This is a genomic window from Kitasatospora sp. NPDC127067 (assembly GCF_042724755.1).
In the GTDB taxonomy this organism is placed as follows: domain Bacteria; phylum Actinomycetota; class Actinomycetes; order Streptomycetales; family Streptomycetaceae; genus Kitasatospora; species Kitasatospora lactacystinica.
Genome location: NZ_JBHXEM010000108.1, coordinates 1 through 23678, shown reverse-complemented (window position 1 = coordinate 23678; position 23678 = coordinate 1). Strand labels below are relative to the sequence as shown.

General features: G+C 72.7%; 17 protein-coding genes. 11 read left to right on the top strand and 6 right to left on the bottom strand.

What is annotated here, in order from left to right; genetic code table 11:
* Window positions 1-89: 89 nt before the first annotated feature.
* From ACFWJ4_RS31710 to ACFWJ4_RS31695, 4 genes are all read right to left on the bottom strand, one after another.
* Window positions 90-1304, bottom strand: coding sequence for an ROK family protein (locus ACFWJ4_RS31710; RefSeq protein ID WP_380550113.1), 1215 nt, complete (start codon window positions 1302-1304; stop codon window positions 90-92).
* 18 nt (window positions 1305-1322) lie between these two features.
* Complete coding sequence (locus tag ACFWJ4_RS31705) at window positions 1323-1892, bottom strand: GtrA family protein (RefSeq protein WP_380550110.1); 570 nt, start codon at window positions 1890-1892, stop codon at window positions 1323-1325.
* Between the two features lie 143 nt (window positions 1893-2035).
* On the bottom strand, window positions 2036-4486 hold the full coding sequence (lon, locus tag ACFWJ4_RS31700) for an endopeptidase La (RefSeq protein WP_380550107.1): 2451 nt from the start codon (window positions 4484-4486) through the stop codon (window positions 2036-2038).
* Between the two features lie 204 nt (window positions 4487-4690).
* The gene (locus ACFWJ4_RS31695) at window positions 4691-5401 is read right to left on the bottom strand and encodes a rhomboid-like protein (protein ID WP_380550104.1); all 711 of its coding nucleotides are present in this window, start codon (window positions 5399-5401) and stop codon (window positions 4691-4693) included.
* A gap of 617 nt (window positions 5402-6018) precedes the next feature.
* On the opposite strand from ACFWJ4_RS31695, the gene ACFWJ4_RS31690 reads away from it, so the two are divergent.
* From ACFWJ4_RS31690 to ACFWJ4_RS31660, 7 genes are all read left to right on the top strand, one after another.
* Window positions 6019-6756, top strand: coding sequence for a response regulator transcription factor (locus tag ACFWJ4_RS31690; protein WP_030057574.1), 738 nt, complete (start codon window positions 6019-6021; stop codon window positions 6754-6756).
* A gap of 93 nt (window positions 6757-6849) precedes the next feature.
* Entirely contained in the window at window positions 6850-8037 is a 1188-nt protein-coding gene (locus ACFWJ4_RS31685; protein WP_380550101.1) for a sensor histidine kinase, read from the top strand.
* A 233-nt stretch (window positions 8038-8270) separates the two neighbouring features.
* Window positions 8271-12026: a multifunctional oxoglutarate decarboxylase/oxoglutarate dehydrogenase thiamine pyrophosphate-binding subunit/dihydrolipoyllysine-residue succinyltransferase subunit gene (locus ACFWJ4_RS31680; protein WP_380550098.1), complete on the top strand. Its 3756-nt coding sequence runs from the start codon at window positions 8271-8273 to the stop codon at window positions 12024-12026.
* 242 nt (window positions 12027-12268) lie between these two features.
* A complete protein-coding gene (locus ACFWJ4_RS31675) occupies window positions 12269-14224 on the top strand; it encodes a serine/threonine-protein kinase (protein WP_380550095.1) in 1956 nt (651 codons plus the stop codon).
* 52 nt (window positions 14225-14276) lie between these two features.
* A complete protein-coding gene (locus ACFWJ4_RS31670) occupies window positions 14277-14456 on the top strand; it encodes a DUF6104 family protein (protein ID WP_049649445.1) in 180 nt (59 codons plus the stop codon).
* A 223-nt stretch (window positions 14457-14679) separates the two neighbouring features.
* The gene (locus ACFWJ4_RS31665; RefSeq protein ID WP_380550092.1) at window positions 14680-15588 is read left to right on the top strand and encodes a DUF4097 domain-containing protein; all 909 of its coding nucleotides are present in this window, start codon (window positions 14680-14682) and stop codon (window positions 15586-15588) included.
* A gap of 1 nt (window position 15589) precedes the next feature.
* Window positions 15590-16630, top strand: coding sequence for a PadR family transcriptional regulator (locus tag ACFWJ4_RS31660; RefSeq protein ID WP_380550089.1), 1041 nt, complete (start codon window positions 15590-15592; stop codon window positions 16628-16630).
* A 61-nt stretch (window positions 16631-16691) separates the two neighbouring features.
* Here ACFWJ4_RS31660 and ACFWJ4_RS31655 read toward each other — a convergent pair whose 3' ends face one another.
* Together ACFWJ4_RS31655 and ACFWJ4_RS31650 are read right to left on the bottom strand one after the other, a co-directional pair.
* Entirely contained in the window at window positions 16692-17654 is a 963-nt protein-coding gene (locus tag ACFWJ4_RS31655) for a zinc-binding dehydrogenase (protein ID WP_380550086.1), read from the bottom strand.
* A gap of 98 nt (window positions 17655-17752) precedes the next feature.
* Window positions 17753-18946, bottom strand: coding sequence for an NADP-dependent malic enzyme (locus ACFWJ4_RS31650; protein ID WP_380550083.1), 1194 nt, complete (start codon window positions 18944-18946; stop codon window positions 17753-17755).
* Window positions 18947-19530: 584 nt separating this feature from the next.
* Here ACFWJ4_RS31650 and ACFWJ4_RS31645 point away from each other — a divergent pair.
* From ACFWJ4_RS31645 to ACFWJ4_RS31630, 4 genes are all read left to right on the top strand, one after another.
* Window positions 19531-20454: an ABC transporter substrate-binding protein gene (locus ACFWJ4_RS31645; RefSeq protein ID WP_380550080.1), complete on the top strand. Its 924-nt coding sequence runs from the start codon at window positions 19531-19533 to the stop codon at window positions 20452-20454.
* A gap of 419 nt (window positions 20455-20873) precedes the next feature.
* Window positions 20874-21800, top strand: a complete 927-nt coding sequence (locus tag ACFWJ4_RS31640; RefSeq protein WP_380550077.1) for an ABC transporter substrate-binding protein — start codon at window positions 20874-20876, stop codon at window positions 21798-21800.
* 37 nt (window positions 21801-21837) lie between these two features.
* Entirely contained in the window at window positions 21838-22812 is a 975-nt protein-coding gene (locus tag ACFWJ4_RS31635; RefSeq protein ID WP_380550074.1) for an amino acid ABC transporter permease, read from the top strand.
* Window positions 22809-23612: an amino acid ABC transporter ATP-binding protein gene (locus ACFWJ4_RS31630; RefSeq protein ID WP_359904500.1), complete on the top strand. Its 804-nt coding sequence runs from the start codon at window positions 22809-22811 to the stop codon at window positions 23610-23612. Before ACFWJ4_RS31635 ends, ACFWJ4_RS31630 begins: the two co-directional genes overlap by 4 nt.
* The last annotated feature ends 66 nt before the right edge of the window (window positions 23613-23678 follow it).

Below are 23678 nucleotides of genomic sequence, written 5' to 3'. Positions count from 1 at the left end.
CCGGCGCGTGTTCCGGGGCCCGGCGCGCCCCGCGAGTTCGGCCGGGTCGGCCGGGTCGGCCGGGTCGGCCACGACGGCCCGGAGGCCTCTCACCCCGCCGCGAGCGGCCCCGGGTCGGCCACGATGGCCCGGACGACCCGCACCGCCGCGCCCAGCAGCGGGCCGCGGCGGCCCAGCCGGGAGACCGTCAGCCGGTCCTCCGACCAGGGCCGCACCGTCACCCGGGCGGCCAGTTCGGCCCGCATCGCGGGCAGCAGCCAGGGCGCCAGCCGGGCGTAGCCGCCGCCCAGCACCACCTCGGCCGGGTCCAGCAGGTTGACCGCGCCGGCGGCCGCGGTGCCGAGCGCGGCACCGGCCCCGGCCAGCGCCGCGAGGGCGGCCCGCTCCCCGGCCCCGGCCCGGTCGGCGAGCAGCGCCACCCAGTCGCCCCGGGCTCCGGTCAGACCGGCCGCCCGCAGCACCGCCGCCTCGCCCGCGTACTGCTCCAGGCAGCCGTTCGCCCCGCAGGCGCAGCGCGGCCCGTCGGGGTGGACCGGCACGTGGCCGAACTCGCCGGCGAAGCCGCCGGCCCCGCGCAGCAGCCGGCCGCCGACCACGATCGCCGCGCCCACCCCGGCCTCGGCGGAGACGTACAGGAAGTCGTCCGGGCCCGCGCCCAGCCAGCGCTCGGCCAGTCCGCCGAGGTTGGCCTCGTTGTCCGCCTCGATCGGCAGCCCGGCCACGCCGCCGCCGGCCGCCCGCAGCGCCGGGCGCAGTGCGGCGGCCAGCGGGACGTCCTGCCAGTCCAGGTTGGCGGCCCGCTGGAGCACCCCGCCGGAGCCGCCGACCAGCCCGGGCACGGCCAGGGTGAGCCCGGCCGGGCGCAGCCCCGACTCGGTGACGGCCTCGTGCAGCAGGTGGGCGAGGTCGGCCATCACGGCGGCGGGCTCGCGCCCGTGGTTGGAGACCTCCCGGCGCCGCCAGGCGCGGACCTCCCCGCGCAGGTCCACCACGCAGGCGCCCAGGTGGCGCACCCCGATCTCGGCGCCGAGGCCGCCGGGCCCGTCCGGGTTGAGGCCGAGCGCGGTGCCGGGACGGCCGACCTTGCCGCTGGGCGCGGCGGGGCCCTCCTCGACCACCAGGCCGGCGGCGATCAGCTGTTCGGCGAGCGAGGAGACGGCGGCCCTGGTCAGGCCGGTCCCGGCGGCCACCTCCGCGCGCGAGCGCGGTCCGCCCGCGATCGTCCCGAGCACCAGGGCCAGGTTGGCCCGGCGCATCCCCTGCTGGCTGGCGGGCCCGGTCCGGACCGGGTCCGGCTCACGCATAAGGCTCACCTCGCCCCTTTACGGCACATCCGGTGGCATCCCGGGTGCAGCGTAGTCGGGTTCCGGGGGCACCGCCGTCGGCACCGGGACGGGCTCGGCCCGGGTCCGCCCGGCGGGCGGGACGAAGACCCACCGGCGCATCGCCCGGTAGCGGAACAGCATCGCCACGAAGGTGCCGACGACCATTCCGCTGAGGAAGTCCGCGACCTCCTGCTCGAAGGGCCCGATGTACGGCTCGCGCAGGTCCAGGAGGTACCGGGAGACCACCAGCGGCACGTCGTTGACGGCGATCGCCACGGCGCTGACCAGGACGAACATCAGCACCTCGCGCTTTCGGCCGGCGGCCCGGAAGGCCCAGCGGCGGTTCAGCACGTAGGAGACGACGGTGCCGATCACGGTCGCGACGGTCAGCGCGACCACCGGTTTGTGCTCCAGCACCGTGAACTTGAGCTCGAAGTTGATCACCGTGGTGAGCACGAAGCAGCCGCTCCCGACCAGCAGGAACTTCACCAGCCGGCGGTGGCGCACCAGGAAGGGGCGCAGCCGGTCGGGCACCCGGGCCAGGGCGCGCTGCGTGGGGGACGGCATCTCCGCAGTCTCGCACGCGGGGGTGCCGCCGGCCCTTCAGATCGCCGGTGGCCCGTTCGGGTCGCCGGCGGCCGTCGGACCGGCGGCTCCCGGAGCTCCGGCGCGTGGCCCGGGCCGGCGGTGCGGGCGGCCCGGGCCGGCGGTCAGGCGGCCACCAGCACCGTGGCCCCGGCCGGCTCCAGCGCCAGCTCCAGCACCTCCCGCACGTCCGCCACCGGGTGGACGGTGAGCCGCTCCAGCACCTCGGCCGGGACGTCGTCCAGGTCGGCCTCGTTGCGCCTGGGGATGATCACCGTGGTGACCCCGGCCCGGTCGGCGGCGAGCAGCTTCTGCTTCACCCCGCCGATCGGCAGCACCCGCCCGGTCAGCGACACCTCGCCGGTCATCGCCACGTCGGTGCGCACCCTGCGGCCCGAGAGCAGCGAGGCCAGCGCCGTGGTCATGGTGATGCCCGCGCTCGGCCCGTCCTTGGGGACGGCCCCGGCCGGGATGTGCAGGTGCACGCCGCGGTCCCGCAGCGAGGTGACCGGCAGCTCCAGCTCGGCGCCGCGCGAGCGCAGGTAGGAGAGCGCGATGTGCGCGGACTCCTTCATCACGTCGCCCAGCTGTCCGGTGAGGGTCAGCCCGGTGCCGCCGGTCTCGGAGTCGGCCAGCGAGGCCTCGATGTAGAGGACGTCGCCGCCGGCGCCGGTCACCGCGAGGCCGGTGGCCACGCCGGGGACGGCGGTGCGGCGCTCGGCCGGTTCCTGGGCGGACTCCGGCACGTGGTGCGGCCGGCCGATCAGGGCGCGCAGGTCCTGCGGGCCGACCCGGGCGGGCAGCTCGCGCTCGCCCAGTTCGGCCTGCGCGGCGATCCTGCGCAGCACCCGGGCGATCGAGCGCTCCAGGGTGCGCACGCCCGCCTCCCGGGTGTACTCCCCGGCGAGGCTGCGCAACGCCGAATCGTCCACGGCGACCTGCCCGCCGCCGAGACCGGCCTTCTCCAGCTGGCGCGGGAGCAGGTGGTCGCGGGCGATGGCGACCTTCTCGTCCTCGGTGTAGCCGTCCAGCCGGACCAGCTCCATCCGGTCGAGCAGCGGCTCGGGGATGGCCTCCAGCACGTTGGCGGTGGCGAGGAAGACGACGTCGGAGAGGTCGAGCTCGACCTCCAGGTAGTGGTCCCGGAAGGTGTGGTTCTGCGCCGGGTCCAGCACCTCCAGCAGGGCGGCGGCCGGGTCGCCCCGGTAGTCGGAGCCGACCTTGTCGATCTCGTCGAGCAGGACGACCGGGTTCATCGAGCCGGCCTCCTTGATCGCCCGCACCAGCCGGCCGGGCAGCGCGCCGACGTAGGTGCGCCGGTGGCCGCGGATCTCCGCCTCGTCCCGGACGCCGCCGAGCGCGACCCGGACGAACCTGCGGCCCATGGCGCGGGCGACCGACTCGCCGAGCGAGGTCTTGCCGACGCCGGGCGGGCCGACCAGGGCCAGCACCGCGCCGCCCGCCCGTCGCCCACCGGTACCGCTCGTGGGAAGCGCTCCGCGCTGCCCCTCCCGCGGGCCGCCGACCGGCCCGAGCCCCTGGTCGGCCCGGCGCTTGCGGACGGCCAGGTACTCGACGATGCGGTCCTTCACGTCGTCGAGGCCCGTGTGGTCGGCGTCCAGCACCGCGCGGGCGCCGGCGATGTCGTACTCGTCCTCGGTGCGCTCGCTCCAGGGCAGTTCCAGGACGGTGTCCAGCCAGGTCCGGATCCAGGAGCCCTCGGGCGACTGGTCGGAGGAGCGCTCCAGCTTGTCGACCTCCTTGAGCGCGGCCTCGCGGACCTTCTCGGGCAGGTCGGCGGCCTCGACCCGGGCGCGGTAGTCGCCCTCCTCGTCGGCCGCCTCGCCGTTCAGCTCGGCCAGTTCCTTGCGGACGGCCTCCAGCTGGCGGCGGAGCAGGAACTCCTTCTGCTGCTTGGCCACGCCCTCCTCGACGTCCTTGCGGATGGTGTCGTTGACCTCCTCCTCGGCGAGGTGGTCGCGCAGCAGGGTGAGCGCGTACTCCAGTCGGGCGACCTGGTCGGCCTCCAGCAGCACCTTGAGCTTCTGCTCGGCGGTGGCGAAGGGCGCGTAGCCGATGTTGTCGGCGAGCTCGCCGACGCCCTCGATCTGCGCCACCCGGTCGACGATCTGCCAGGCGCCGCGCTTGCGCAGCCACTGGGTGGACAGCGCCTTGTACTCCTTGACCAGCTCGGCGGCCCGGCCGGCCACCGGGGTGCCCACCGAGGACTCCCGGAACGGCGTGGTCTCCACCCAGAGGGCGGCGCCGGGGCCGGTGGTGCCGGCCCCGATCCGGACCCGGCGCACGGCGCGCACCAGCGCCGCCGGATCGCCGTCCGCCAGCCGGCCGACCTGCTCCACGGTGGCCAGGGTGCCGGCCGCCGCGTACGAGCCGTCCACCCGCGGGACCAGCAGGACCTGCGGCTTGCCGGTGCCGGTGGCGGCGGCCCGGGCGGCCTCGACCGCGGCGCGCACCTCGGCGTCCTTCAGGTCCAGCGGCACGACCATGCCCGGCAGGACGACCTCGTCGTCGAGCGGCAGCACGGGCAGGGTGAGCGGTGTGGACGTCGATGCCATGATCTCTCCCCAGTCAGTGAACTTGAGTCGACCTGACTAAGGCTTGGCGGCCGCCGGATGTTCCCGGCGCTCTGTTCGCCGTGAGCGAACACGCATCGGGCCGGGAAGCCCGCGCCCGACTCCGTCAAGAGAGGGGTGGGCGCACCTCGGGGAATCCCGGCACGAGGCCCCCGGGGCCCGGACGGCCCCGGCCGGACGGCGGCGTCACCGCGCCGTCCACACCCGCGCGGGCGCACCGCCGGCGGCCGTCGCGACAGCCGGACGCGGCCGGGGCGGGCGCCGCTCCACCCGGCGCAGCCAGCGCCACAGCGCGACCCCGGTGAGCACCGCGGCCGGGTGCCCCACCCCCGTGATCACGTCCTTGTCGGCGGCGATCTGCTGGGCGATCATCAGCCCCGCACCACCCAGCGCGAGCAGCCGCCCGCGCCAGGAGAGCAGCCCGGCCACCGCGCCCAGGCAGGCGAGCACGCCGTAGCTGACCCCGATGTCCAGGTGGTCCATCGCCTCGGGCGCCATCCGCCCGGTCTCCACCGCGGTGATCACCACCCCCTGGGAGAGCAGCGTGGCCGCGACGTGCCCGACCGCGAACACCGCCGCCGCCCGGGCCGGACCGACCCTGCGCTCCAGCGGGGCGAGGGTGAGGGCGAATCCCCACAGGTAGGGCATCCACACCTCGCCGGCCACCCAGAATCCGCTCAGCACAAGAGCACGCAAAGGATGCTGGAGCAGGTTGTGCCCGTCCGAGCTGGAGGCCTCCTGCAGCCGCTGGACGAGTTCCGGGTCGGCGAGCCCGGCGAAGGTCGTGGTGGCGCCCACGACGGCGAGGTACCCGAGCGTGAAGGGCGTGCTCCGGGGTGTCGGCACCCGCTCCAGCAGCCACTGGAGGACGCCGGTGCGCAGCCCGAGACGGAGCATTCCGTAGGGCGCTCCCGCACCCCCGCACCCGTCGGCACTCCGTCCGAGTCCCGCCATGCCGCCTCCGCTCCACGCCGCAGCCACCGGCTCCCCGCCCGGGCCCAACGTACCGGCGCGCGCCGCGGGTTCCGCCCGGTCGGGGTTTGTCGTGGCCACGGTACGTCGAGGTTCTGAGAGGCACCTGGGAAAAGCCCGTGAAGAACACCGCCGTAGCGGACGGCGGGATTCCCGACATTGGTCCAGACCTTCTCCCCCGCAACGCGGCAGTAGGGCCTCTGACCGGCGACTTGGCGTCAACTGAACTGCATACGTACCGTTACGCAGTGAAAATTCGCCGGGTAAGGTATCGGCCCGTGCCCACTCGTGCAGTGGGTCCGAGGGCGGCCCGACAGCCGGCCCACGGGCCGGAAACGTCCGGTCCACCTGCCGGGAAGCATCCGCTGTCCGTACGCTGCGAAGTGCGCGGGAGAAGTGGGCGGCCGACCATCCGTCCTCGGCTCCCGGTCGCGCGACGGGACGGCGGACCCGGCACAGTCCACGACGGAACAAGACTACGAGCGGAGCCCCGCCATCCCCACAGGTGGCCGGCCCGCAGCCCTGGGGGCGGTGGCGTGACCGTGACAGAAATTCAGCAGGACAACCACAACACCGGTGGCACTGTGAGCAGCCAGCGCAGAGTCCTGGTGGTGGAGGACGAGCCCACGATCGCCGAGTCGATCGCCGCCCGGCTGGGCGCCGAGGGCTTCAAGGTCGCCGTGGCCCACGACGGCCCCGGCGCGGTCGACGGCTTCCACACCTGGCAGCCGGACCTGGTGGTCCTCGACATCATGCTGCCCGGCTTCGACGGGCTGGAGGTGTGCCGCCGGATCCAGGCCCAGCGCCCGGTGCCGGTGCTGATGCTGACCGCCCGCGACGACGAGACGGACCTGCTGGTCGGCCTCGGCGTGGGCGCGGACGACTACATGACCAAGCCGTTCTCGATGCGCGAACTGGCCGCCCGCGTCAACGTCCTGCTGCGCCGCGTCGAGCGCGCCCAGCAGGCCGCCCGCACGCCCGCACTGGGCAGCCTGCGGTTCGGCGAGCTGGAGATCGACCACGTGCAGCGCCGGGTCCGGCTGGCCTCGGGCGACGTCCACCTGACGCCGACCGAGTTCGACCTGCTCGCCTGCCTGGCCGCCCAGCCGCGCGCCGTGCTCACCCGCGAGCAGCTGCTGGCCGAGGTCTGGGACTGGACCGACGCGTCCGGCACCCGCACGGTGGACAGCCACGTCAAGGCGCTGCGCCGGAAGATCGGCGCCAGTTGGATCCGCACCGTCCACGGAGTCGGCTACGCCCTGGAGGCCCCGCTCTCCTGACGGCATCGACCGGGAGACGGGCCACCGGGGGGCCCGTGTCCGGACGACGCCGTGCCACCACGCGGGGGGACGACGCGGGGACCACAGGGGACAATGACCTTTCCACAGCAACGCAACGGGGAATCCGACGGCACGCGGCAGCAGAACCTGGCCGCCCGCGCCGCCCGCCGGGTCTGGGCCGACATCCGGCCGCTCGATCCGGTCCGCTCGATCAAGGGCAAACTCGCCCTGCTCGTGATCGTCTCCGTGTTCCTGGCCACCGGGATGGTGGTCGTGGCGATCCGGTCCGAGACCCAGATCCGGATCATCATGGTCTTCTCCATGATCGCCTCGCTGCTCTTCATGCAGTTCCTCGCGCACGGGCTCACCGCCCCCCTGCGCGAGATGACGGCCGCCGCCCGCGCGATGGCCTCCGGGGACTACACCCGCCGGGTCGAGGCGGGCTCGCGCGACGAGATCGGCGAGCTGGCGGCCGCGTTCAACGCCATGGCCGCCGACCTCCAGGCCGCCGACCGGCACCGCCGCGAGCTGGTCGCCAACGTGTCGCACGAACTGCGCACGCCGATCGCCGCGCTGCGCGCCGTCCTGGAGAACGTGGTGGACGGCGTCGTCCAGCCCAATCCGGCCACCCTGGGAGCGGCGCTGGAGCAGACCGAGCGGCTCGGCCGGCTGGTCACCCACCTGCTCGACCTCTCCAAGATCGACGACGGCGTGGTCGACCTGGACGCCCGCCCCTTCGAGGTGCGCGAGTTCCTGGACGGCGTGCTGCGCGGGGTCACCGTGGACGGCGCCACGGCCGGCGGCGCCTTCTCCCGGCGCGGGGACGTCCGGCTGGCCCTGGAGGTCAGCCCCACCGGCCTGACCGGCGTGGCGGACCCGGAACGGCTCCACCAGGTGGTCGCCAACCTGGTCGACAACGCCTGCAAGCACTCCCCGCCCGGCGGCACCGTGACGGTGCGGGCGAGACCGGAGGGCGAGGAGGGCGGCCTGCTGCTGGAGGTCGAGGACGAGGGCCCCGGCATCCCGCCGGCCGACCGCACCCGGGTCTTCGACCGGTTCAGCCGCAGCGGCACCGCGACCGCCGCCGGACCGGGGGCGGACGGCGGCACCGGACTGGGTCTGGCCATCGCCCGCTGGGCGGTGGACCTGCACGGCGGGCGGATCGCGGTGGCCGAGTCCCCGCGCGGTTGCCGGATCGAGGTCCGGCTGCCCGGACCGCGCCCAGGTGACGGTCGGGACATTTGTCACAGATCCGACACAGAGGCATACGAAGATCGTTAGAGGATTCGACCGAGTTTTTGTCCGCTTTGGTCCTACTATGCCCACTGATCGGCACCGATCGGTTCCCCTCAGATGCGGCTTTCTAACGCACTTTTTCAGCCAAAGTGCAGGTCAGCACTGTGATCTGGGCGACGCCTGGGCCCCGGGGACTGCGCGATCACTGGTCAGGGGCGTAGCCTTAATCCCCGCTGTCCAAACATCCCAAAAGGAAGCGGAAGAGGGCGGTTGCCGCCGTGTCGCCACAGTCCCCTGAAACCCCCAACAGCTCGGCAAGCTCCACTGGCTTCGGCCCCAATGAGTGGCTCGTCGACGAGATCTACCAGCAGTACCTCCAGGACCCGAACTCGGTCGACCGAGCCTGGTGGGACTTTTTCGCCGACTACAAGCCCGGTACCGAGGTGACCCCAGTGACCCAGGCCGCGACCCAGGCCGGCTCCGCGCCGACCCCTGCCGCTGCCCCCGCGCCCGCTGCTGCTCCGGCCGCGCCCGCCGCGACTGCTGCTCCGGCCGCGCCCGCCGCCGCCCCGGCCCCGGCCGCCGCTCCGGCTCCGCTCGCCGCCGCGCCCGCCGCGCCCCCGGCTCCCAAGGCCGCCGCCCCGGCGCCGGCCGCGGCCGCCGCCACCGCCGGCCCCGAGCTGATCCAGCTGCGCGGCCCGGCGAAGGCCGTCGCCACCAACATGGACGCCTCGCTGGAGGTGCCGACCGCGACCTCGGTCCGCGCCGTGCCGGCGAAGCTGTTGATCGACAACCGCATCGTCATCAACAACCACCTGCAGCGCGCCCGCGGCGGCAAGGTCTCGTTCACCCACCTGATCGGCTACGCCCTGGTCCAGGCCATCAAGGCCGCCCCGGGCATGAACTACAGCTACAAGGTGGAGAACGGCAAGGCCTTCCTGGTCAAGCCGGAGCACGTCAACCTCGGTCTGGCCATCGACCTGGTCAAGCCGAACGGCGACCGCCAGCTGGTCGTCGCGGCCATCAAGAAGGCCGAGACGCTCGACTTCTTCGGCTTCTGGCAGGCCTACGAGGACATCGTCCGCCGGGCCCGCGCCAACAAGCTGACCATGGACGACTTCACCGGCGTCACGGTCTCGCTGACCAACCCCGGCGGCATCGGCACCGTGCACTCCGTGCCGCGCCTGATGCAGAACCAGGGCACCATCGTCGGCGTCGGCGCCATGGAGTACCCGGCCGAGTTCCAGGGCTCCGCCCCGGAGACCCTGTCCCGCCTGGGCGTCTCCAAGATCATGACGCTGACCTCGACCTACGACCACCGCGTCATCCAGGGCGCGGCGTCCGGCGAGTTCCTGCGCGAGATCCACCGCCTGCTGCTCGGCGAGAACGGCTTCTACGACGAGATCTTCGAGTCGCTGCGGATCCCGTACGAGCCGGTCCGCTGGGCGACCGACGTCGCCACCACCCACGACGACGAGGTCAACAAGACCGCCCGCGTCATGGAGCTGATCCACTCCTACCGGGTCCGCGGCCACCTGATGGCCGACACCGACCCGCTGGAGTACAAGCAGCGCAAGCACCCCGACCTGGACGTCACCACCCACGGCCTCACCCTGTGGGACCTGGAGCGCGAGTTCGCGGTCGGCGGTTTCGGCAGCCAGAAGATGATGAAGCTCCGCGACATCCTCGGCCTGCTGCGCAACACCTACTGCCGCACCGTCGGCATCGAGTACATGCACATCCAGGACCCGAAGCAGCGCAAGTGGCTGCAGGAGCGCCTGGAGAAGCCGTACGCGAAGCCCGAGCGCGAGGAGCAGCTGCGGATCCTGCGTCGGCTGAACTCGGCCGAGGCCTTCGAGACCTTCCTGCAGACCAAGTACGTCGGGCAGAAGCGCTTCTCGCTGGAGGGCGGTGAGTCGCTGATCGCGCTGCTGGACGCGACCATCGACGCCGCCGCCGAGCACCGCCTCGACGAGGCCGTCATCGGCATGGCCCACCGCGGCCGCCTGAACGTGCTCGCCAACATCGTCGGCAAGCCGTACGGCAAGATCTTCGGCGAGTTCGAGGGCAACCTCGACCCGAAGTCGATGCACGGCTCCGGTGACGTCAAGTACCACCTGGGCTCCGAGGGCACCTTCACCGGCCTGGACGGCGAGACCATCAAGGTCTCGCTCGCCGCGAACCCCTCCCACCTGGAGACGGTCGACCCGGTCGTCGAGGGCATCGCCCGCGCCAAGCAGGACATCCTGGACCAGGGCGGCACCACCTTCCCGGTGCTGCCGATCCAGATCCACGGCGACGCGGCCTTCGCCGGCCAGGGCGTCGTCGCGGAGACCCTGAACATGTCGCAGCTGCGCGGCTACCGCACCGGCGGCACCGTGCACGTCGTGGTGAACAACCAGGTCGGCTTCACCGCCGCACCGGCGTCCTCGCGCTCCTCGATGTACTGCACCGACGTGGCGCGCATGATCGAGGCCCCGATCTTCCACGTGAACGGCGACGACCCGGAGGCCGTGGTCCGCGTCGCGCGGCTCGCCTTCGAGTTCCGCCAGGAGTTCCACAAGGACGTGGTGATCGACCTCATCTGCTACCGCCGCCGCGGTCACAACGAGGCCGACAACCCGTCGTTCACCCAGCCGCTGATGTACGACCTGATCGACAAGAAGCGCTCGGTGCGCAAGCTGTACACCGAGGGCCTGATCGGTCGCGGCGACATCACCATGGAAGAGGCGGAGCAGGCGCTCCAGGACTTCCAGGGCCAGCTGGAGAAGGTCTTCGCCGAGGTCCGCGACGCGGCCCAGGCACCGGCCGACACCACCACGGGCAAGCCGGTCGCCGACTTCCCGGTCTCCATCCAGACCGGCATCTCCCAGGAGATGGTCAAGCGGATCGCCGCCTCCCAGGTCAACCACCCGGACTGGCTGACCGTCCACCCGCGCCTGCTGCCGCAGCTCCAGCGCCGCGCCGGCTCCGTCGAGGACAACACCATCGACTGGGCGATGGGCGAGACCCTCGCCATCGGCTCGCTGCTCATGGAGGGCCACCCGGTCCGCCTGGCCGGCCAGGACAGCCGCCGCGGCACCTTCGGCCAGCGGCACGCCGTCCTGATCGACCGCAAGACCGGCGAGGACTACACCCCGCTGCAGTACCTCACCGAGGACCAGGCCCGCTACACCGTCTACGACAGCCTGCTGTCGGAGTACGCGGCCATGGGCTTCGAGTACGGCTACTCGCTGACCCGCCCGAACGCGCTGGTCATGTGGGAGGCGCAGTTCGGCGACTTCGTCAACGGCGCGCAGACCGTGGTGGACGAGTACATCGCCTCCGCCGAGCAGAAGTGGGGCCAGCACTCCGGCGTCACCCTGCTGCTGCCGCACGGCTACGAGGGCCAGGGCCCGGACCACTCGTCCGCCCGCCCGGAGCGCTTCCTCCAGCTGTGCGCGCAGAACAACATGACGGTCGCCATGCCGACCCTGCCGTCGAACTACTTCCACCTGCTGCGCTGGCAGGCGCACAACCCGCACCACAAGCCGCTGGTCGTCTTCACCCCGAAGTCGATGCTGCGTCTGAAGGCCGCGGCGAGTGCGACCGAGGAGTTCCTGTCCGGCTCGTTCCGCCCGGTCATCGGCGACTCCACCGTCGACCCGGCGCAGGTCCGCAAGGTGGTCATCACCGCCGGCAAGTTCTACTACGACCTGGCGGCCGCCCGCACCGAGCGCGGCGTCACCGACACCGCGATCGTCCGGGTCGAGCGGCTCTACCCGCTGCCGGTGGCCGAGCTCCAGGAGGAGCTGGCCCGCTACGGCGACAACGTCCAGTTCGTCTGGGCGCAGGAGGAGCCGGCCAACCAGGGCGCCTGGCCGTTCATCGCGATGAACCTGGTGGACCACCTCCAGGTCGTCATCGGCCGCACCGGCGGCGACGCCCGGCTGCGCCGGGTCGCCCGCACGGCGGCCTCGTCCCCGGCGGTCGGCTCGGCCAAGCGGCACGCCGCCGAGCAGCAGGCACTGGTCGAGGAGGTCTTCGCGCTCTGACGCGCCGAAGCCCCGCGGTCCGAACGCCCGTGGCCCCGTCCTCCCCATCGGGAGGGCGGGGCCACGGGCGTTGGTGCCCGCCGCCCGTTCGGTTCCAGCTCTGCAACCAATCCGGAACCGCCGTGCGCGGACTCCTGACGGATCGATAGGTTATGGCTCGCCGTCCGGCGACCGGGCGCCCGTCCACGCGCCCCGGCCGCCGCGGCCGTACCGCCTCACCGCTCTCCCAGGGGGATCACCGCATGACCGCCGACACGCCTCGGGACGCCGGAAAGCTTCCTCCGGTCTTCCAGCCGCTCCTCCCGGACGACCCCCGGGAGGTCGGCGGCTACCGGCTGTTCGCCCGGCTTGGCGCCGGCGGCATGGGCCGGGTCTACCTCTCCTACACCCCGGGCGGGCGCCCGGTGGCACTCAAGGTGGTGCGCCCGGAGTTCGCCGAGGACGGCGAGTTCCGCCGCCGCTTCGCCCAGGAGGTCAGCAGCGCCCAGCGCATCCACGGGCTCTACACCGCGCAGGTGATCGACTCCGGCGGCCTGGACGGCGACGCCCCCTGGCTGGTCACCGCGTACGTCCCGGGCCCGTCCCTGCAGCAGGTGGTGCGCGAGAACGGCGCCCTGCCGGTGCGCACCGTACTGCTGCTGATGGGCGGCATCGCCGAGGCCCTCCAGGCGATCCACAGCGTCGAGGTGGTCCACCGCGACCTCAAGCCCGCCAATGTGCTGGTCGCCGGGGACGGCCCGCGGGTGATCGATTTCGGCATCGCCCGGGCCGCCGACGCCACCGCGCTGACCGGCACCGGCTACCGGATCGGCTCCCCCGCCTTCATGTCCCCCGAGCAGGCCCAGGGCCGCCCGGTCACCCCGGCCACCGACGTCTTCGCGCTCGGCGCCCTGGCCGCGTACGTGGCCGGCGGCACCGCGCCGTTCGGCGACGGCCCGGACACCGCGGTGCTCTACCGGGTGGTGCACGAGGAGGCGGACCTCACCGCCGTCCCGGCCGACCTGCGCGAACTGATCCAGCGCTGCCTGGCGAAGTCCCCGGAGGACCGCCCCACTCCGGCCGAGATCATCCAGGTCGCCCGCAACCACCCGGAGGTCGGCGGCCAGCTGCGGTTCGGCGACGACTGGCTGCCGCGCGAGGTCAGCACCGAGATCACCCGCCGCTCGGACCTCCCCAGGACCCCGCCGACCCCGCTGCCGGCCGCGCCCGCCACCCCGCCGACCCCGCTGCCCGCGATGCCGGCCGTTCCCCCGCCGCCCGCCGGCGCGCCGACACACCCGGCCACCGCGGCCCACCCGCAGCAGCCGGCGACGCCCCCGTCCGGCTTCGCGCCGCCGCCGGTCGGCTCGTACGGCGCCCCGCAGCCGCCCACCGAGTCGCCGACCGCACCGGTGCTGCCCACCCCGCCGACCGTCGGGTTCCACCGGCCGGAGCCGCCGTCCCACGACACCCCGCCGCCCGGCCCGGCGGTGACCGCCGCCCCGGCGCCCGCGCCCGCCCCGGAGCCCGCACCCGCACCCGCACCCGCACCCGCACGCAAGGGCGGGGTGTCCTGGAAGGTGCTGCTCACCGTCGCCCTGGTGATGGCGGTCGGCGGCACCGCGGGCGGTGTGGTGCTGATGAAGAAGCTGGACGACGGCAAGGGGTCGGCGGCCGGGCCGGCCCCCGAGGTCACCGTCACCAGGACCTCCGACCCGCTGCCGCCCGCGACCACCCCGGCGGCCCCCCAGAGCCAGAAGCCGAGCGCGGCCCCGACCACCCCCACTCCCGGGCCCACGCAGCCGTCCGCCCCCACGGCATCCGGGACCCCGCTGCCCGGCGGCGCCTACGTCGCGGTCTACACCGACCGGGAGCTCGGCTCGCCCGGCCACGACTACGGCTTCGAACTCGCGGCCGGCAAGGTGGGCCCGTCCGGGGGCTCGGCCACCTTCATGGACCCGGACAGCTCCGGCCCCAGGGTGGACACCGACTTCGACCGGTACATCAGCCGGGACGGCTCGCTCACCCCCGAGCAGTGCTCCTCGGCCATCGACCAGAACCCCACCGCCAAGCTCACCTGGGCGGACGTCCCGCCGGGGCGGGTGTTCTGCGTGCGCAACCGCAAGGACCGCAGCGTCGCGATCGTCAAGATGATCAGCCACGAGACGGGTACCGACGCGGTCCGCATCGCGCTGAGCTACTACCGCTACAACGGCTGATCGGCCCCGGACTATCCTGACCGGGTCAATCCCCATCGGACCGGAGCGAACCGTGTACTTCACCGACCGAGGCATCGAGGAACTGGAGAACCGGCGCGGCGAGGAGGAGGTCACCCTGGGGTGGCTGGCCGAGCAGCTGCGCACGTTCGTCGACCTCAACCCGGACTTCGAGGTCCCGGTCGAGCGGCTGGCCACCTGGCTGGCGCGGCTCGACGACGAGGACGACGAGTGACCCGGTGACGGCTGTCGCGAGGCCCGGGAGGCAACCGCCTCCCGGGCCTCGCGCGTGTTCGGGTACGGAGCCCCGCCGTCCCCGTAGGGGAGGTCTCGGGGACGGATCGGGGACGGATCGGGGTCGGTATCGGGGGCCGGCACGCTTGACTCTGCCAGCACGCGATATATCGTCTTTAAAAGAGAACGCGATACATCGCGATCCGCGACGGGAGGCGGCAGAGATGAGCCAGTGGACGGTCGAGGGCACCGAGAGGATCACCTTCGACGAGTCGGTGCGCACGCTGCACGTGCGGACCATCGAGGGCACGGTGAACGTGGTCGCGGCCGAGGGCCCGGCCCGCCTGGAGGTCACCGAGCTGGTCGGCGACCCCCTGCACGTGACCCTGGTGGACGGCGTCCTGACGGTCACCTACAAGGACATCAACAGCTGGGGCGAGTTCGGCGACTGGCTCAAGTCGGTCGGCTCGGTGAAGAACTTCTTCGGCTCCTTCAAGCGCAAGCGGATCGCCGGCGTGACCGTGACCGTCCCGGCCGACGTCGAGGTCAAGGTCGGCACCGTGTCGGCGCACGCCACCGTCAGCGGCGTCAGCGGGCACGTCTCGGTGCAGAGCGCCAACGGCGACACCACCCTCGCCGGGGTGACCGGCCGGATCGAGGCCAGTACCGTCACCGGCGACGTGGACGCCCAGGCGGTCGGCGGCCGGCTCAAGGTCAACACCGTCTCCGGGCAGCTCACCGTGATCGCCGGCACCGCCGACCGGATCCAGGCCAACACCGTCACCGGGGCCGTCACCCTGGACCTCGACGTGGCGGGTGAGACCGACGTCAAGGTCAACACCGTCAGCGGCGCGGTCGTGGTCCGGATCCCCTCGCTGGCCGACGCCACCGTCGAGGCCGGCTCCACCAGCGGCGACGTCTCCAGCACCTTCGAGGAACTCCAGATGAGCAGCACCTGGGGCGCCAAGAAGATCTCCGGCCGGCTCGGCGAGGGCCGCGGCAGCCTCCACGTCACCACCGTCTCCGGCGCGGTCACCGTGCTGCGCCGCCCCGACTCGGAGGAGGAGGGCCCGGTGGTGGTCAAGGAGCTCCCGGCCGGCCCCGGCACCCCGAACCTCACCAAGGAGGCCTGAGATGACCCCTGTGTTCGGCCACGGCCGGCTCCGCCTCTACCTGCTGAAGCTGCTGGACGAGGCCCCGCGGCACGGCTACGAGGTCATCCGGCTGCTGGAGGAGCGGTTCCAGGGCCTGTACGCCCCTTCGGCCGGGACGGTCTACCCGCGGCTGGCCAAGCTGGAGCAGGAGGGCCTGGTCGCCCACAGCACCGAGGGCGGCCGCAAGGTGTACCGGCTGACCGACGCCGGACGCGCCGAACTCGAAGCCCGTCAGGTCGAGTTGGAGGAGCTGGAGGTGGAGATCCACGACTCCGTGGCCCAGCTCGCCGGGGCGATCCGCGAGGACGTCCGGGACAGCGCCAAGGACCTGCGCGAGGAGCTGTGGAACGCCGCGAAGCAGGCGCCCCGGCCGGAGCGCACCGAGGGCGGGGACCCGTGGGCCGGACCCTGGGGGGACAACGAGTCCTGGCAGCGCGCCAAGGAGGAGTTCGCCCAGTTCAAGCAGCAGGCCAAGGAGCAGGCCAAGCGCGCCCGGGAGCAGGAGAAGGCCGCCAAGGCCAAGGCGAAGGCCGCCGAGGCGGAGGCCCGCCGGCTGCGCGAGCAGGCCAAGGCCTCCCGCACCGCCGCGCAGCAGGAGGCGCTGCGGATCAAGCGGCGGGTCGAGCAGCAGGTGCGCGAGCACGCCGCGAAGGGCGACTGGCCGACCGGGCTGGCCGAGGGCCTCTCCGAGCTGACCAAGGGCCTGGCCGGGCTGGCCGACGCGGCCCGCTGGGGCCACGGTGCGCAGGAGGAGCCCGCCGGGTCCGCCGAACGGATCACCGTGTCCCGGATCGACCTGGACAAGGACGGGCCCGCCGCGGACGCCGCGGCCGACCTGCCGCCGTGGGCCCGCACCGACCCGGCCGGGGACCCGGCCCGCGAGCTGGAGCGGCTGCTCGACCGCTTCCGCGACCAGGTCCGCGACGCGGCCCGGGACGGCGGGGTGAGCGCGGACAAGCTGGCCGAGGCCCGTACGGTGCTGGGCGCCGCGGGCGAGCGGCTGAAGCGGCTGCTCGGCTGAGCCGGCGGTCCGGAGGGTGACGGCCCGGTGCCCCCGTTCGGGGCGCCGGGCCGCCGCGGTGTCAGGGGGTGAGGACGATCTTCCCGAAGACCTCGCCCCCGGCCAGCCGGGCGAAGCCGTCCCGGGCCTCGGCCAGCGGCAGCACCGAGTCGATCACCGGCCGGACGCCGGTGTTGGCGCAGAACGCGAGCAGCCCGGCCAGCTCCTCCTTGGTGCCCATGGTCGAGCCGACCACCTTGAGCTCCAGGAAGAAGATCCGGTTCAGCTCGGTGGAGCTCGGGTTGGGGCCGGAGGTGGCCCCGGAGATGACCACGGTGCCGCCCGGGCGCAGCGACTTCACCGAGTGCGACCAGGTCGCGGCGCCGACCGTCTCCAGGACGGCGTCCACCCGCTCGGGCAGCCGGGCGCCGCTCTCGAAGGCCGCGTCGGCACCGAGCTCCACCGCCCGGGCGCGCTTGGCCTCGTCCCGTCCGGTGACCCAGACCCGCAGGCCGGCCGCCTTGCCGAGGACGATCAGCGCGGTCGCCACTCCGCCGCCCGCGCCCTGCACCAGGACGGTGTCCCCGGGCTTGACCCCGGCGTTGGTGAACAGCATCCGGTAGGCCGTCAGCCAGGCGGTGGGCAGGCAGGCGGCCTCTTCGAAGCTCAGCCCGGCGGGCTTGGGCAGCAGGTTCCAGGTGGGCACCGCGACCCGCTGGGCGAACGTGCCCTGGTAGCGCTCGGTCAGGATGGAGCGCGGCTCGTCCGGGCCGACCCCGTGGCCGCTCTGGCCGATCACCGAGTGCAGGACCACCTCGTTGCCGTGCTCGTCGACGCCGGCGGCGTCGCAGCCGAGGATCATCGGCAGCTTCTCGGCGGGCAGGCCGACCCCGCGCAGCGACCACAGGTCGTGGTGGTTGAGGCTGGCGGCCCGGACCGTGACCACGCTCCACCCGGGACGGGCCTGCGGCTCGGGGAGGTCGCCCAGTTCCAGCCCGCTCAGCGGGTCGGCGGCGTCGATACGTGCGGCGTAGGCAGCGAACATGCCCCGGACGATAGCCGCGACGGCCGGGGCCGGGAACCACGCGGAGGTGTGACGCGTGTCCCGGCCCCGGGCCGTTCGGCGGATGTCCGGTCGGATCGTCAGATCCGCGCCACGCCCTCCGCCCGGGCGGCCTCGGCGACGGCCTTGGTGACCGCCGGCGCGACGCGCTCGTCGAACGGCGAGGGGATGACCTTCTGCGGCGTCAGCTCGTCGGCCACGACGCCGGCCAGCGCCTTGGCGGCGGCGAGCTTCATGCCCTCGGTGATCCGGGAGGCGCGGACCTGGAGGGCGCCCGCGAAGATGCCCGGGAAGGCCAGCACGTTGTTGATCTGGTTCGGGAAGTCGCTGCGGCCGGTGGCGACCACGGCGGCGTACTTGTGCGCGACCTCGGGGTGGATCTCCGGGGTGGGGTTGGCCATCGCGAAGACGAACGCGCCCTCGGCCATGGTCGCGACGACCTCCTCCGGCACGGTGCCGCCGGAGACGCCGATGAACACGTCGGCGCCGGCCAGCGCGTCGGCCAGCGAGCCCTTGAGGCCGGTGCGGTTGGTCCGCCCGGCGATCTCGGCCTTGACGTCGGTGAGGTCGCCGCGGCCCTCGTGGACGACGCCCTTGCGGTCGCAGACCGCCACGTCGCCGATGCCGGCCGCGACCAGCATCTTGGCGATGGCGATGCCGGCCGCGCCGGCACCGGAGATGACGGCCCGCAGCGAGCCGATCTCACGGCCGGTCACCTTGGCGGCGTTCCACAGGGCGGCGGTGGTGACGATCGCGGTGCCGTGCTGGTCGTCGTGGAAGACCGGGATGTCCAGGGCGTCCTGGAGCCGGCGCTCGATCTCGAAGCAGCGGGGCGCGGAGATGTCCTCCAGGTTGACGCCGCCGAACGAGGGCGCCAGCCGGACCACGGTCTCGACGATCTCGTCGACTCCGGTGCAGGCGAGCGCGATCGGCACCGCGTCCACGCCGCCGAACTGCTTGAACAGGATCGCCTTGCCCTCCATCACGGGCAGCGAGGCCTGCGGGCCGATGTCGCCGAGGCCCAGCACCGCGGTGCCGTCGGTGACCACCGCGACGGTGTTGGCCTTCCAGGTGTAGTCGTTGACCAGCTCCGGCTGCTCGGCGATGGCCGTGCAGACCCGGGCGACACCGGGGGTGTAGGCGAGGGACAGGTCGTCCGCGTCGCGCACCGGGACGGTCGCCCGGATCTCCATCTTGCCGCCGCGGTGGAGCGCGAAAACCGCGTCGACCGGATCGTCGGTGTCCTGGGTGCTGCTGATGATCTCCGCTGCCACGATGACCTCTTCGTCATTGATCTGGCGAGGACGCGCGGCCGACGGGCAGGACGACCCGGCCGGAAACCGGAAACCGGGTACGCCGAAGCGGACCCGGGGTCAGGGTCGGGGCGCTGCCGTCGGGCGGCGCCCTCGGATGAGGGTTTTATGGGGTCTTGTGTTGTCCGCGTTGTGCTTCCGGGCCGAGCGTAGGTCGGACGAAGGCATCGCACCTATGCCTTTTCGTCCTCGTCACGTGCGGTTCATCGCCGTGCCGTCGCGTCACAGGGCCCGGCGTCGGAAGCGCCGGGCACCGGCGGCGGCAACGGCATGAGCGCACGCGCACCCGCAGGAGTGAACGCAGATCCGAAGGGGAGTCGGCGCCCCGGATACGGAGCCGCGTGAGGACTTCCGTTCCCGGGCACCCCGAGCCTGTCGGGGCTCGTCGGTCTGGTTCGAGCGTTCGGGGGTCACCCGGTAACGAATTCTGACACACCCGCCGCCGGGCCCGGCAGGCCGGGATGGCAGGATCGCTTGTCCGCCATTTCGCGTACACCCGCGCGACACCGTGGCGGCCGCTCGTCCCTCCCACAGGAGCCTCCCTCATGCTTCACGTCCGCCATGCCCGTCGTCCGATACCGGCCGCCGCCGCCCTGGCCACCGCCGGCGCCCTGCTGCTGACCGGCTGCGGCGGCGGGCAGGCCGCCTCGGACGACCCGGTCAAGGACCTCCGCGGCAAGCTGCCGAACGCCCAGCGGACGGCCGGGGCGCTGCGGGTCGGCATGGACGTCAACTACGCCCCGGTGGAGTACCGCGGCCCGGACGGCAAGCCGGCCGGCCTCGACCCGGAGCTCGCCGCCGCCCTGGGCCGGATCCTCGACGTGCGGGTCGAGTTCGTCGACACCCCCTTCGACAAGCTGGTGCCGAACCTCCAGGCCAAGCAGTACGACGTGGCGATGTCGGCGCTCAGCGACACCCGCCAGCGCCGCGACGCCCTGGACGAGAACGGCAAGCAGACCGGCCCCGGCGTGGACTTCGTGGACTACTTCATCGCCGGCACCTCGATCGTCGTCCCGAAGGGCAACCCCAAGGGGATCAAGGGCCTGGACGACCTGTGCGGCAGGACCGTCGCGCTCCAGCAGGGCACCACCCAGGACGAGATCGTCACCCGCCAGGTGGCCGTCTGCGCCCGGGCCGGCCGCCCGCTGACCCCCCACAAGCTGGACAGCGACACCAAGGCGCTGGCCGAGGTCGCCTCCGGCGCCGCCACGGCCGGCCTGAACGACTTCCCGGTGGCCGCCTACGCGGCGAAGACCACCGACGGCGGCGGCCGCTTCGAGGTGACCGGCGGGCAGTCCACCTCCAACCCGTACGGGATCGCGGTGCGCAAGGACGACGGCCAGTTGCGCGACGTGCTGGCCAAGGCGATCGACCAGCTGATCCGCAGCGGCGAGTACGACAAGATCCTGGCCAAGTGGAACGTGAGCGCCGGCGCGGCGCAGAACGCGGTGGTCAACGGGGGCATCTGATCCGGCGGGCGACGGGCGCCGGGTGCGGCACGGACCGGTCTGCATACGTATGCGCAGGGTGACAGGGGCACGGAATAAGTCCGAATAGCGGACAGTGCGACCCCTCGTTATCCGATTTTGATCTGGATGAGGGCCACCTGACTGTCATCAGATGGCAGGATTCCCCCCATCTCGGATCGAGCCGGCCACTGGTCGAGGCCGTCCGGTCAACGTCCACCTCGGCGGAGGGTGGCGGAAGCAGTACCGCGTACGACCCCGGGCGGCTCCCCCGCGCCCGGGAAACTGCACGACCCGGCCTGCACGTACGACGACGTACGGCGACACGCACCCGTACCGAGCCGCGCGGCTCGCCGGTCCGGTGCGCCGCTCCCGCGGCGCGCTCCGCCCGACCTCTCTCCCCCAGGATGGAGATCCCCCTCATGACCACCCGTACCCAGCGCAGCCGGCTCCTCGCAGCCGGTGTGGTCGCCGCGTCGGTCTCCCTCGTGCTGACCGGTTGCAGCAGCAGCAAGAGCGACGGCGGCGGCGCCCCCAACGCCTCCGCCACCGTCAACGAGGTCAAGGCCGACCCCAAGCTGGCCTCGCTCGTCCCGGAGGACGTCAAGTCCGCCGGCAAGATCGTCGTGGGCGCGGACGCCTCCTACGCCCCGGACGAGTTCAAGGACGACAGCGGCAAGATCATCGGCATGGACGTCGACCTGGCCAACGCCATCGCCGCCAAGCTCGGACTGAAGGCCGAGGTCCAGGACTCCGGCTTCACCGCGATCATCCCCGGCATCCAGTCGAACAAGTTCCAGCTCGGCATGTCGTCCTTCACGGACAACAAGGAGCGCGAGCAGATCGTCGACATGGTCACCTACTTCAACTCCGGCAGTGCCGTCGCGGTGAAGAAGGGCAACCCGGAGAAGGTCGACCCGAAGGACCTCTGCGGCAAGAAGATCGCCGTCCAGACCGGCACCACCCAGGCCGACGAGATCAAGGACACCCGCGACCCGGACTGCCCCAAGGCCGGCAAGCCGGGCATCCCGAACGGGGGCGACAAGTTCGACCTCCAGACGGACGTCACCAACGCCGTGGTGTCCGGGCGCGACCAGGCGATGATGGCCGACTCCCAGGTGATCGACTACGCGATCAAGCAGTCCGGCGGCCAGCTGGAGAAGGTCGGCGAGACCTACGGCACGGCCCCCTACGGTGTCGCCCTGGCCAAGGGCTCCAAGCTGACCCCGGCCGTCCAGGGCGCCGTCCAGTCGCTGATCGACGACGGCACCTACAAGCAGATCCTCACCAAGTGGGGCGTCGAGGCCGGCGCCATCTCCACGTCGGCCGTCAACGGTGCCGTCAGCTGACCCTCGTACGCTCCATCTTCTCCCCCGAGGCCACACCGTGAACTCTTTGGACAAGGGGACGGCGGAGAAGGGGCGGCCTGACATCATCAAGGCCGTCCCCGTCCGCCACCCCGGACGCTGGGCGGGCGCCGTCGTCATCGCCCTGCTCGCGGCGATGCTGCTGAGCGCCCTCCTCACCAACCCCGCTTTCAAGTGGGACATCGTCGGTCAGTACCTGTTCCACGACAGCATCATGCACGGCCTGCTGGTGACGCTGGAACTGACCGTGCTCGCCATGCTCATGGGTGTGGTCGGCGGCATCATCCTCGCGGTGATGCGCCTGTCCCCGAACCCGCTGCTGGCCGGCGTCGCGTGGGTCTACATCTGGATCTTCCGCGGCACCCCGGTGCTGGTGCAGCTGGTGTTCTGGAACTTCCTCGGCCTGATCTGGGCCAAGCTGTCGATCGGCGTCCCGTGGGGGCCCGAGTTCTGGTCCGAGCAGACCAACGTGCTGATCCCGACCTTCGTCGCCGCACTGCTGGGCCTCGGCCTCAACGAGGCCGCCTACATGGCGGAGATCGTCCGCGGCGGCATCCAGTCGGTGGACGAGGGCCAGAGCGAGGCCGCGCACGCGCTCGGCATGAGCCGGTTCCAGACCATGCGCCGGATCGTCCTGCCGCAGGCCATGCGGGTGATCATCCCGCCGACCGGCAACGAGACCATCTCGATGCTCAAGACCACCTCGCTGGTCTCCGTGATCTCCCTGGAGGAGATCTTCCGGGCCGGCCAGGTCATCTACTCCCGGAACTACCAGAACATCCCGCTGCTGATCGTGGTCAGCCTCTGGTACCTGTTCTTCACCTCGGTGCTGACCATCGGCCAGTACTACATCGAGCGCCACTACGCCCGAGGCTCCAACCGCACCCTCCCGCCCACCCCGCTGCAGCGACTGCGGGGCCTGTTCGCCGGGAAGCCCGCCCCGAGGACGACCGCCGACGTCGTCCCGGGGATCGAGGGAGGTGGTCACGTATGACCGATCTGACCAAGACCCCCGCCGACGCCGCGGCCCCGGCCGAGCCCATGGTCCGCGCCGAGAACGTGCACAAGTCCTACGGCCCGGTCGAGGTGCTCAAGGGCATCGACCTGGAGGTGGCGAAGGGCGAGGTGTTCTGCCTGATCGGCCCCTCCGGCTCCGGCAAGTCGACCTTCCTGCGGTGCATCAACCACCTGGAGAAGATCAACGGCGGCCGCCTCTGGGTGGACGGCGAGCTGGTCGGCTACCAGCAGAAGGGCGACCGGCTGCACGAGCTCAAGGACCGCGAGGTCGCCCTCAAGCGGCGCGACATCGGCATGGTCTTCCAGCGCTTCAACCTGTTCCCGCACATGACCGCCGTCGAGAACGTCATGGAGGCGCCGGTCCAGGTCAAGGGCGAGAGCAGGGCCGACGCCCGCGAGCGCGGCATGGTCCTGCTGGAGCGGGTCGGCCTCGCCGACAAGGCGAAGAACTACCCCTCGCAGCTCTCCGGCGGCCAGCAGCAGCGCGTGGCGATCGCCCGCGCGCTGGCCATGAAGCCCAAGCTGATGCTCTTCGACGAGCCGACCTCCGCGCTCGACCCGGAGCTGGTCGGCGACGTCCTGGACGTCATGCGCGGCCTCGCCGAGGAGGGCATGACCATGGTGGTCGTCACCCACGAGATGGGCTTCGCCCGCGAGGTCGGCGACGCGCTGGTGTTCATGGACGGCGGTGTGGTGGTCGAGTCCGGCAACCCCCGCGAGGTGCTCACCAATCCCCAGCACGAGCGCACCAGGGCCTTCCTGTCCAAGGTGCTCTGAGCCCGTACCGTCGGGGCCCCGGAGGGCCCACCAGCCGGGGGCCCACGCCCCCCCCCCCCGGACAAA